10 protein-coding genes and 2 tRNA genes are annotated in these 10,150 nt (G+C 67.5%); 5 read left to right on the top strand and 7 right to left on the bottom strand.

Features of this window, described 5'->3' with window-relative positions; translation table 11 throughout:
- The coding region (locus tag WA317_RS14585; protein ID WP_425173710.1) for a DUF6541 family protein at positions 1 to 1,436 on the bottom strand (1,436 nt) is incomplete at its 3' end.
- A 107-nt stretch (positions 1,437 to 1,543) separates the two neighbouring features.
- Here WA317_RS14585 and WA317_RS14590 point away from each other — a divergent pair.
- Entirely contained in the window at positions 1,544 to 2,740 is a 1,197-nt protein-coding gene (locus WA317_RS14590) for a cysteine desulfurase-like protein (RefSeq protein ID WP_425173711.1), read from the top strand.
- 108 nt (positions 2,741 to 2,848) lie between these two features.
- On the opposite strand, the gene WA317_RS14595 is transcribed toward WA317_RS14590, so the two are convergent.
- A complete protein-coding gene (locus WA317_RS14595; protein ID WP_425173712.1) occupies positions 2,849 to 3,832 on the bottom strand; it encodes an NAD(P)H-quinone oxidoreductase in 984 nt (327 codons plus the stop codon).
- A 66-nt stretch (positions 3,833 to 3,898) separates the two neighbouring features.
- On the opposite strand from WA317_RS14595, the gene WA317_RS14600 reads away from it, so the two are divergent.
- Together WA317_RS14600 and WA317_RS14605 are read left to right on the top strand one after the other, a co-directional pair.
- Complete coding sequence (locus tag WA317_RS14600; protein WP_425173713.1) at positions 3,899 to 4,411, top strand: MarR family winged helix-turn-helix transcriptional regulator; 513 nt, start codon at positions 3,899 to 3,901, stop codon at positions 4,409 to 4,411.
- A gap of 43 nt (positions 4,412 to 4,454) precedes the next feature.
- Positions 4,455 to 4,541: transfer RNA gene (locus WA317_RS14605), tRNA-Ser, on the top strand.
- Between the two features lie 48 nt (positions 4,542 to 4,589).
- Here the strand turns inward: WA317_RS14605 and WA317_RS14610 are convergent.
- The 4 genes from WA317_RS14610 to WA317_RS14625 form a co-directional block, all read right to left on the bottom strand.
- Positions 4,590 to 5,696 (bottom strand): hypothetical protein, encoded by a 1,107-nt coding sequence (locus WA317_RS14610; protein WP_425173714.1) that lies wholly within the window; start codon positions 5,694 to 5,696, stop codon positions 4,590 to 4,592.
- A gap of 149 nt (positions 5,697 to 5,845) precedes the next feature.
- Positions 5,846 to 6,034 (bottom strand): hypothetical protein, encoded by a 189-nt coding sequence (locus tag WA317_RS14615; protein WP_425173715.1) that lies wholly within the window; start codon positions 6,032 to 6,034, stop codon positions 5,846 to 5,848.
- Positions 6,035 to 6,084: 50 nt separating this feature from the next.
- Complete coding sequence (gene lipE / locus WA317_RS14620; protein ID WP_425173716.1) at positions 6,085 to 7,329, bottom strand: lipase LipE; 1,245 nt, start codon at positions 7,327 to 7,329, stop codon at positions 6,085 to 6,087.
- Positions 7,330 to 7,343: 14 nt separating this feature from the next.
- Positions 7,344 to 8,168, bottom strand: a complete 825-nt coding sequence (locus WA317_RS14625) for a crotonase/enoyl-CoA hydratase family protein (RefSeq protein ID WP_425173717.1) — start codon at positions 8,166 to 8,168, stop codon at positions 7,344 to 7,346.
- Between the two features lie 23 nt (positions 8,169 to 8,191).
- Here WA317_RS14625 and WA317_RS14630 point away from each other — a divergent pair, with 23 nt between their 5' ends.
- The gene (locus WA317_RS14630; protein ID WP_425173718.1) at positions 8,192 to 8,776 is read left to right on the top strand and encodes a TIGR03086 family metal-binding protein; all 585 of its coding nucleotides are present in this window, start codon (positions 8,192 to 8,194) and stop codon (positions 8,774 to 8,776) included.
- Between the two features lie 90 nt (positions 8,777 to 8,866).
- Here WA317_RS14630 and WA317_RS14635 read toward each other — a convergent pair whose 3' ends face one another.
- A complete protein-coding gene (locus WA317_RS14635; protein ID WP_425173719.1) occupies positions 8,867 to 9,955 on the bottom strand; it encodes a pyridoxal phosphate-dependent aminotransferase in 1,089 nt (362 codons plus the stop codon).
- An 89-nt stretch (positions 9,956 to 10,044) separates the two neighbouring features.
- Here WA317_RS14635 and WA317_RS14640 point away from each other — a divergent pair.
- A tRNA-Ser gene (locus WA317_RS14640) sits at positions 10,045 to 10,132 on the top strand.
- Positions 10,133 to 10,150 lie beyond the last annotated feature (18 nt).

Below are 10,150 nucleotides of genomic sequence, written 5' to 3' on the forward strand. Positions count from 1 at the left end.
GTCCGGCGGTCGGCGAGCCGGCGCGCCGCGGTCACCAGAGTGATGGCGATCCAGGCCAGCGCCACCCCCGCCATCGGTGTCAGCAGCAGTGTCGTCGCCGAAGCGAGCCGGCGGGGATCTTTGTAGAAGAACTCGCCGAACGCCCCGGCCAGTGCTCCGATCGGACCGCCCAGCGGATTTCCCGCGTCGACGTTGACGAACACCAGAAGCAGCCAGACGGCCAGCGGCCACCAGATCTTCCGGAGCAGCAAAACCAACCCGCCGGCGGCGGCGAGGCCGATCAACGCGTACTGCACCGGGAAGTCGTTGAGGTGCCGGGAGTGCTGGAACACCGCGTCGAACAGCCCGCGCTTTTTGCTCAGGTAGGTGAGGAACGAGTGTCCGGCGATAACGTCCTCCTGCTGCCGCACGCTGATGAATTGCGGGAGCAGGATGAGCCCGGTCGGCACGATAACCGTGGCGAGGGTCACGACGTCGGTCAGCCGGCCGAGCACCGGATCCCGCAGCACCTCCAGCAGCCACCAGGCGGCCAGGAACAGCACGACCACGATTCCGCTGGTGATGTGCACCGAGAAGACTCCGGTCAGCGCCAGCACCGCCACCGGGATGCGGTCGCGGTGCCGCAGCGTGGAGGTGATCAGCACGAAAGTCGGCGCCGCGATGCCGTAGCCGGCCAGGTTGGGCATCGCGGCGGTGTCGAACTCGACGTAAGGCACGGCGGTGAAGGAGGCCGAGAGCATGGCGGCCGCGGCCGCAGCCGCCGCGGTGTGCCACTCTGCCGTGCGCGAGCGCAGCAATCGCCAGGTGAGCACCGCCGCGCTGACCGGGAACAGCCACACCGACGCGGCCAGCGAGCAGAGCGTGTAGCCGGTCGTCGGCGCCGCACCGGTGAGCTGGCAGAAAACCGCGACCAGTGCGTGGAAGGCTGACGGGTAATACAGCAGCGCATGCGTCTCGACGTTGCGCAGTTCGCCCATGTGCGTCGACGACGCCTGACCGGTGTCGAGGATGAACCGGACCTCGTTGGCGTGCCATACCGCGTCCCAGGTGCTGGGCACCGACTGCCAGTGTGGGATGCCGCGAACCGCCGCGTAACCGATCAGCAGCGCCCCTACCGTCACACCCGCGGCCACCGTGACAGCCGGCCACCTGCTGATCGCGCGTGATTCGCCGGCGGCGTCGCGAAAGCGGGCCAGCAACAGCGTCAACACCGTCGACGCAGCCGTCACCACCACCAGCGTGGCCAGCGCAGTCCAACCGTTCCAAGGGATTCCGAGAGCACCGAACGGAATGATGGCCAGCGCGACCACCCCGTAGGTGAGCGGTGGGGCGACCGCCAGCGCGATGGGCCAAGTTAGCTGAGCGCTGCGCGCGACGACAGCTCCCGGCAAAATCAGTAATAGCAACCCTATTACGATTCCGAAGCCCAGCCCCACTCGACTAGTATGGCTGGCCGGGTGGCCTGGCTCTTGATGTCAGGGAGTATCTGGGCGCCCCGCTACCGTCGCGAGTCCAAACTGGCGGAAACTCTAAGGTGGCTGGCATGGCATACGACGTCGCCCGGGTGCGCGGCCTGCACCCGTCGCTGGGCGACGGATGGGTGCACTTCGACGCGACGGACGGGATGCTCATACCGGATTCGGTTGCGACGACCGTCTCGACCGCTTTCCGCGGTTCGGTCGCCAGCACGACCGGTCCCCACCCGTCGGCCCGCCGCAGCTCCGCTGTGTTGGAAGCGGCGCGTCAGGCCGTCGGCGACCTGGTCAACGCCGACCCCCGCGGGGTGGTCCTGGGTGCTGACCGCGCTGTTTTGCTGTCGTCGCTGGCGGACGTATCGTCGTCGCGGGCCGGACTCGGCTATGAAGTGATCGTCAGCCGCATCGACGACGAGGCGAACATCGCCCCGTGGTTGCGGGCAGCAAACCGGTTCGGCGCCAAAGTGAAGTGGGCCGAAGTCGATATCGAGACCGGTGAATTGCCGACGTGGCAGTGGGAGAGCCTGATCGGTAAGCCGACCCGTCTGGTCGCGGTCGCGTCGGCGTCCGGGACCCTCGGCACGGTCACCGACCTGCGGGGCGTGACCAAACTGATCCATGACGTCGGCGGCCTGGTGGTCGTCGACCATTCAGCGGCCGCGCCCTACCGGCTCATCGACATCGACGAGATCGACGCGGACGTGGTCGCGTTGAACGCCGTCGCGTGGGGTGGGCCGCCGATCGGCGCGCTGGTGTTCCGCGATCCGTCGCTGATCGACTCGTTCGGCTCGGTGTCAACCAACCCGTACGCCACCGGACCCACGCGCCTCGAGCTCGGGGTGCACCAGTTCGGGCTGCTGGCCGGCGTGGTTGCCAGCATCGAATATCTCGCTTGCCTCGACGAGTCCGCTCACGGTGGCAGACGCGAACGCCTCGCAGTCTCAATGCAATCCGCCGGCTCCTACCTGAGCCGGATCTTCGACTACCTGATGACCTCGCTGCGGTCGCTGCCACTGGTGATGGTGATCGGCCGCCCGGAGGTGCACATCCCGGTGGTCAGCTTCGCCGTCAACGATGTGCCGGCCGAACGCGTAGTGCAGCGGTTGGCCGACAACGGGATCCTTGCGATCGCCAACGCCAGCTCCCGCGTGCTCGACGTGATCGGCGTCAACGACATCGGCGGAGCGGTCACCGTCGGGCTGGCGCACTATTCGACGACCGGCGAAGTCGACCAGTTGGTGCGCGCGCTGGCGTCGTTGGGCTGAGTCGGGAGGTCAGCCCCGCGGTCCGAGATACGCCATCCCGACTCTGCGATTCCCTACGCGACACGCCGTGCAGCCGTACCAAACCGCAGTCTCGCTGCCGCCGCTGCGCTACCCGTCGAGGGTCAGCACGACCTTGCCGGTGACGCCGCTCGATGTCAGCAGCCGGTGCGCTTCGGCCGCTTCGGCGATTTTCAGGCGGGCGCCGATGATCGGTCGCACTCGGCCCTCGGCAACCATCGGCCAGACTGATTTCACCACTGCCTCGACCACGCTGCTTTTACTCTGCGGGCCGGTGGCCGGTCGTCCGCGCAGCGCGGTGCCGATTACCCGGGCTCGTTTGCTGACCAGTTTGCCCAGGTTGAGTTCGCCCTGCACCCCGCCCTGCATGCCGATCACGATCAACTGGCCGTCGGTGGCCAGCGCATCGAGATTGCGGTCCAGGTACTTGGCGCCGACGATGTCCAGGATGACGTCGGCGCCGGCACCGCCGGTCTCGTCGCGAAGCCGGGCCACAAAGTCTTCGTCGCGGTAGGAAATCGTGATCTCGGCGCCCAGGTCGCGGCAGAACTGCAGCTTCTCCGGTGAGCCTGCGGTGATCGCGACTCGAGCGCCGATGGCACGTGCGATCTGGATGGCATGGCTGCCCACCCCACTGGCGCCGCCGTGGATCAGGATCAGTTGGCCGCTGCTCAGGTGCGCGGTCAGGACCAGGTTCGACCAGACCGTGCAGGCCACCTCCGGCAGGCCTGCGGCGTCGTGCAGGTCGATGCCATCGGGAATCGGCATGACCTGCCCGGCTGGAACCACGGTGTACTCGGCGTATCCGCCGCCCGCCAGCAACGCGCAGACAGGTTGACCAGCCGACCATCCGTCGACGTCGGCACCGACCTCTGCGACTACGCCGGCGACCTCCATGCCGATGATCTCGCTGGCTCCCGGCGGAGGCGGGTAGTGGCCCGCGGCCTGCAGCACGTCGGCTCGGTTCACCCCGGCGGCGCTGACCCTGATCAGGACCTCGCCGGGGCCCGGCTGCACGTCAGGCACCTCCTGCCAGACGAGTTGATCGGCGGACTCGGCGACGATCGCATGCATGATTGATACGCTACTACCTGCGGATTTGACCTGGTTCGGCGGCGGGCGACGCTTTACTATGGCGCCATGGCAGGCCTCATTGCGGGCCGAACACCCGGTGACATGCCGGGGCTCGACATCGCCGAACAGAAGTCTTGGCAAAGCTTCTTGGACTGCGGACTGCGCTTGTATGCGACGTTGAATCGCCGACTGACCGAAGAACACCAGCTGTCGTTGACCGACGTGCGAGTGCTGGATCTGCTCGCCAACGCCGCGGACGGGTCCGCCCGGATGGGCGATCTCGCGGAGGCGTTGGCTTCGTTGCCGAGCCGCTTGACGAGACAGATCGGTCGGTTGGAGGCGCAGGGCCTGGTGCGGCGCGGAGCCAGCCCCGACGACCGGCGCGGAGTGGTGGCCAGCATCACCGAGGACGGACGCACCGTGTGGAGGCAGGCCATGCTGACCTACGGCCAGGGCGTGCGAACGTATTACCTCGGCCAATTGTCGCGGGCCCAGATGGCGGCGATGGGGGAGAACTGCCGGCGGATCAGCGCCGTGCTGAAGCGCTCGGACCGCGCGGCGAAGCTCGGGCAGATCTAACGCCTGGGGCACTGGCCGCGCCGTCGCCGCTACGCTTTACGGCGGTGGCGTGGCAGAGCGGCCTAATGCACTCGCCTTGAAAGCGAGAGACGGCTAACACCGTCCGGGGGTTCAAATCCCTCCGCCACCGCTTCGTCCCGCATCGCGAGCAGCGGAAATGATGCGTCCGCGCTTCGTCTCAGTGCAACGTCGGTGCGTAACGCAGTACGGCACCGATGCCGTCAGCCGGGGCGATCCGGTCGTCGGTACGCACCAGCGCCGCACCGACCGACACCGCGAAGAACGGCAGTGCCTCATCGGCCCGCAACGTTTTAGCCGGCGCTGCTCCCTGCTCGGAAAGGATGTCCGGCGTCGGGGCGACGGTGGTCAATTCCTCATCGGCGACCACGGTGGCGTCTCCGAGCTCGCCGATGATCAACGTCTCGACGGCGCCTTGCCGCAGCGCTGAGGTGACCGGACCGAGGCCCTCGGCAGCCAGCCCCGATTGCCTGCCGATCTCGGCTGTGAATTGCTCCGCCACGTGCTCGATAACCGCGTTGCGGCGCTTCACGAACTCGGCTTCGACGGCGTGCTGCACCTCGCTGAAGTCGTGCCCGCTGTGCCGCGCGCCGACCTCCAGCGGTACCGCACGCTCAGCGACGCGTTCGGCCAGCGCGGCCTGCAGATCCGAGCGTGCTCGTGTCTCACCGACGATGAAGACCACCTCGGCGGCCGTTTGGTCGACGAGTTCGGCGATTCGGTCGGCGACCGCACGCACGTTCTTGCGGGCAGCTTCATCGGTGCGCTGCTGGGGATCGCCGTAGCCCGCGTTCTCGGCGCCGGCGGCCTTGTGCACTGGATGACCGCCGCCGTCAACGGTTTCCGAGCCGATGCCGCCGTTGCGGTGCAACGTGATGTCGGCGCCCGTGTGGTCGACGACCGCAAGAACATAGGTCGGGTAGTCGAAGCCGTGCTCGATGATCGGCACCAGGTAGGGCAGTGCGGAGATCCGCGCGACGGCGGCGGCGGACGGGCGCAGCAGATGTTCGTTGAGCAACACGCCGTCGGCTCCGGCGACCAAGGCTCGGCCGCTGCGCCCGACAGGGGCTCGCAAGTTCTTCACAGCGTCCTCGATAGCGGCGACGACGGACTCGTCGGCGCCCTGTTCGATGAGCTGCTCGCGCAACCCCCGCCACTTGAGGTCAAGCTGGGTTTCAGCGTCCTCGGTGTCGTGGGAGTCGTCGAAGTAGACAGACGCGAACGGGCCTTTGGTGGTCAGCAACTGGCGAAAGCGGTCGGCATCCATGCGTTGCTGAGTTGCCCACCCGATCAACGAACAAACGCTCTGCCCGATTGCGCGGCTCCTCCTCAGCCGGCCAGCGGCTGCATCGTCGCCACGCTCTGCCCGATTGCGCGGCTCCTCCTCAGCCGGCCAGCGGCTGCATCGTCGCCACGCTAGGCGCGGTCGCCTTCGGTGTCGTCGAAGAAGCGCCATTCGCCGTTGGCTTCGACTTCCATCCGCCAGCCCAACTCGCTGTTGTCGGCCTTCTGGTCGACGAACCAGGCGTGTGCGTCGTCGGCGCTCTCGATGTCCTTGGTCGCGACCACTTCACCATGCGGGTTGAGCACTCGGTAGTTAGCCATACCGGCACTATTTCCCCGTCGGCCCCGATCCCAATCGCCGGGTTGTCGAGTCAGCGCCCGGTGGTGCGCGGGATCGCGGCGGTGATGGTGTTCAGCAACGTGCCGTAACGCTTGGCCTCTGGGTCGCGGCCGGGCTTGCCGCTGCTGATCAGCCCCGCGGAGAGAGCGCGTTCGGGGTCGGCCCACACCGCGATGTTGACCAGGCCGAGGTGGCCGAAGGCGGCCGGCGCGTTGCGGCCGAACGGCCCGAATCGCGTCGACCCCAGCATGTACCCGGTGCCCCAGCGAAGTGGGGCTAAGCCGACAGCGAAATCTGGCCGCAGCCGTCGGCTCTGCTCCACCGCAGCCTGCAAAGTCTGAGGTTGCAGGATTTGCACGCCGTCGAGTTCACCACCCCGACGCAGCAATTCGGCGAAGCGGGACAGCTCGTCGGCGTTGGAGACCAGGTTCGACGACGGCACGACGGTGGTGAGGAAGAACTCGGTGTTGGTGACCGGAATCATCTCGTGGATTGTTCCGCCGATGGCCTTGCGGAACGCGGCCGCGATCGGCGCGGGCAGCGGCTTGCCCGTGGCGTGGCTCGGCGCGACCAGCGGGACATCTTTCTTGGCAACTCCGAAGTTGGTCCACCGGAAGCCGAGCGGCTCGAGGATCTCGGTCGCCAAGATGTCGCGGATGCTTTTGCCGCTGGCGGCCGAGACGATCTCGCGCACCAGCGGCCCCCAGGTCAGTGCGTGATACAGGTGCAACAGTCCCGGCGGGTAGAGCGGCTTGAGGTTGCCCAACTGTTCGCGGGCGTATTCGCTGTCGTCGGCGCGGTTGAGATCCGGGGTGGGTCCGGTGGGGAACGGCACGCCGGCGCTGTGGGTGAGCACGTGCCGGATCGTGGTCCGGTGCTTGCCATAGCTGGTGTAGGTGGGCAGATATTCGCACACCCGGTCGTCGAGCGAGAACACTCCGCGTTCGGCCAGCATGTGCACGACGGTGGCGGTGATGGCCTTGGCCGAGGAGTAGGCGCAGAACGGCGTCTCGGTGGTCACCGGTATTTTCTCGGCGTCGGTCGGGTCGGTCGGGGCGTTGCCCCAGCCGTGGCCGATCGCGCGGTTGAGGATGACCCGCCCGTTGTGCCGCAGGCACAGTTGGATCGCCGGGTGGAAACCGGCCTGATACCAGTGCCGCGCCGCCTGCCAGATTCGTTCGACCGCGGCCCGGTCGACGCCCGAATGGTCCTCCTCGCCGACTGCGGTGACGGCGTCGAGGTCGGCCGGGACACGGACTCTGCCGTCAGGAGTCATCTGCGCCACAGGTGTCATTCCCCGGTGAACTGCGGCGGCCGCTTAGCGAAGGTGGCCGAGATGCCCTCGGTCAGGTCCTTCGACGGCAGGAAAGCGGCGTTCCAGGCAGCCACGTAGCGCAAGCTCGCCGACACCGCCGAGATCCGTTGCTGATCCAGGACGTCCTTGATGCCGTGCACGGTCAGCGGCGGATTGGCGGCGATCTCGGCGGCGGTGTCGTGGGCAGCGGCCAAGGTGGCGTCGGCGTCGGCGAACACGTCGTTGACGAGACCGATCTTCTCGGCGCGGGCGGCGTCGATGTCTTTGCCGGTGAGCGCGAGTTCTCGCAGGTGACCGTCGTTGAGGATCAGCGGCAGCCGGGCGAGGCTGCCGACGTCGGCGACGATGGCCAGTTTCACCTCCCGCACGGAGAATTTGGCGTCGGCGCTGGCATAGCGGATGTCGACCGCGGAAATCAGGTCCACTCCGCCGCCGATACACCAGCCGTGCACCGAGGCGATCGTCGGCGTCCGGCAGTCGGCGACCGCGGTGATGGCCCTCTGCATGCGCTGAATATCGGCATGGAATTCCGCTCGCGGCCCGGCCAGCGCGCCGTCAGCGAGCACCGGGGCGAACGAGCCGCCCATCGCTGGCACGTCCAGGCCGTAGCTGAAGTTTCGACCGGAGCCGGTGATGACGATGGCGCGGACGTCCCGGTCGGCGTCCAGTTCGGCGAACAGTTCGGGCAGCTCTGACCAGAACGCCGGGCCCATCGCATTGCCCTTGCCTGGCCCGATCAGCGTCACCTGCGCGACGTGGTCCTTGGTCTCGACGGTGACGGATTCGTAGGAGTCGCCCATATCCAGACCGTAGCGTTATGGGCATGCCCTCCGATTTGCGACCCGGCCCGGACTCCCCACCCACCGACGAATTCCACAGCGCCGAAGCGGCGCTGGGCGTGCTGCAGCGAGTCCTGCATCCGATCGGGCGCGACGAGCTGTCCCGCCAGACACCGTGCAACGAATTCGATGTCGCGGGATTGACCGACCACTTGCTGAAGTCGATCACGTCCGTCGGTGGGGCTGTGGGAGCAGAGTTCCCACCGCGTGCAGACGACGAGTCGGTGGAGCGGCAGGTCATCGCCACTGCCCGGCCGGCCCTGGACGCGCTTCGCCGACACGGCCTGGACCGCACCGCGACGCTGGGCGGCAACGAGGTACCCGTGCGGGTACTGGCCGGCATCTTGTCGATCGAATTCCTGGTGCACGGCTGGGATTACTCGATGGCCACCGGACACCCGCTGGACGTCGCGGATTCGATGGCCGACTACGTGCTGGGCCTCGCCGAGAAGATCATCACCCCGCAAGGCCGGTTGGCGGTGGGATTCGCCGAGCCGGTCGAGCCGCCGGCCGATGCCGGCCCGCTCGACCGGCTTGTCGCCTTCACCGGCCGGCGCGTCGCCGTCTAGGCAGCGGGCGCTCCGCCGAGCATGCATCCAGCCGCACGGTCGACGCCGAGCGTGCATCCAGCCGCACAGTCGGGCGAGACCTACGGCCGGTCACTGTCGCCTTTGGCGCCAGCTCTGCGCGAAACGCAGCAGGGCGTTGTTCTCCTCCGGTGCGCCGATCGTGACGCGAACACCGTCGGTTCCGTACGGGCGCACCACGATGCGCGCGCCGGCGGCCTGCTCGACGAAGTCCGTTGTGCGGGCGCCTAACGGCAGCCAGACGAAGTTGGCCTGCGACGTCGGCAGGTCGAATCCGGCGTCACGCAATCCGGCACTGACACGCGCGCGTTCGGCGACCACGGCGTCTGTTCGGGCCAGCAGTTCGTCGGCGGCGTCCAAAGAGGCGATCGCCGCGGCCTGAGACATGCTGGTCACCGTGAACGGCACGTAAGCCTTATCCAGCGCGGTGATCAGGTCCGGGTGGCCAACCGCATAACCGACCCGCAGCCCGGCCAGACCGTAGGCCTTCGAAAAGGTGCGCAGCACAACGACGTTGCTGTGCTCGCGAATGAGGCCCAGACTGTCCGGCAGCATGCCGTCGCGAATGTATTCGACGTAGGCCTCGTCGATGGCGATCAGGACGTGCGACGGCACCGCTTCGATGAATCGGGTCAAAGCGGCGGGGTCGACGACCGTCGACGTCGGATTGTTCGGGTTGCACACGAAGATCAGCCGGGTGCGGTCGGTGACCGCGGCCAGCATGGCGTGCAAGTCGAACGTGTGCTCGCTCAGCGGCACCTGGACCGCTGTCGCGCCGGCCAGGCGGACCTGAAGCGGGTAGATCTCGAAGCTGCGCCAGCCGAACAGCACCTCGTCGCCCACAGACGCGCTGATTTGGACCAGTTGCTGGCACAGACTCACCGAGCCGCAACCAACCGCGATGTGCTCGGAAACCCAGGAGCCCGCCGGGGCGCCGGCCGCGCCGGAGGTCAGGTGTTTGGCGAGCGCCGACTTCAGCTCAACGCAACCGTTGTCGGGGTAACGGTTGACCAGGTCAGCGGCCCGCTCGATGGCGGCGCGGACGCTGGGCAGCGGCCCGAGCACCGTCTCGTTGCTGGCCAGCTTGGTGGCACCGGGCACCGTCTTGCCTGGGACGTAAGCCGGTAGTTCCGCCAGCTCAGGACGCAGGCGGGCGGTCACGTCGACAGCATATGCCGGGGCTGTATAGGCTCTGTCCCCGGCGGTCCCGGACCCTACGAGCGGGTCAGGTACCCTCGGGAAGTCCAAAAGGAGGCGTGCCAGAGCGGCCGAATGGGACTCACTGCTAATGAGTTGTCCTCTTACCGGGGACCGGAGGTTCAAATCCTCTCGCCTCCGCTGAGACAACTGAACACA

Origin of the sequence: Mycobacterium sp. (genome assembly GCF_049802695.1) — a bacterium.
In the GTDB taxonomy this organism is placed as follows: Bacteria; Actinomycetota; Actinomycetes; order Mycobacteriales; family Mycobacteriaceae; genus Mycobacterium.

Coding starts and splice junctions, on each gene's coding strand:
- WA317_RS14610 (WP_425173714.1), bottom strand. CDS start 5,696: ATGGATGCCGACCGCTTTCGCCAGTTGCTGACCACCAAAGGCCCGTTC.
- WA317_RS14615 (WP_425173715.1), bottom strand. CDS start 6,034: ATGGCTAACTACCGAGTGCTCAACCCGCATGGTGAAGTGGTCGCGACC.
- WA317_RS14625 (WP_425173717.1), bottom strand. CDS start 8,168: ATGGGCGACTCCTACGAATCCGTCACCGTCGAGACCAAGGACCACGTC.
- WA317_RS14600 (WP_425173713.1), top strand. CDS start 3,899: ATGGCAGGCCTCATTGCGGGCCGAACACCCGGTGACATGCCGGGGCTC.
- lipE (WP_425173716.1), bottom strand. CDS start 7,329: ATGACTCCTGACGGCAGAGTCCGTGTCCCGGCCGACCTCGACGCCGTC.
- WA317_RS14630 (WP_425173718.1), top strand. CDS start 8,192: ATGCCCTCCGATTTGCGACCCGGCCCGGACTCCCCACCCACCGACGAA.
- WA317_RS14590 (WP_425173711.1), top strand. CDS start 1,544: ATGGCATACGACGTCGCCCGGGTGCGCGGCCTGCACCCGTCGCTGGGC.
- WA317_RS14595 (WP_425173712.1), bottom strand. CDS start 3,832: ATGCATGCGATCGTCGCCGAGTCCGCCGATCAACTCGTCTGGCAGGAG.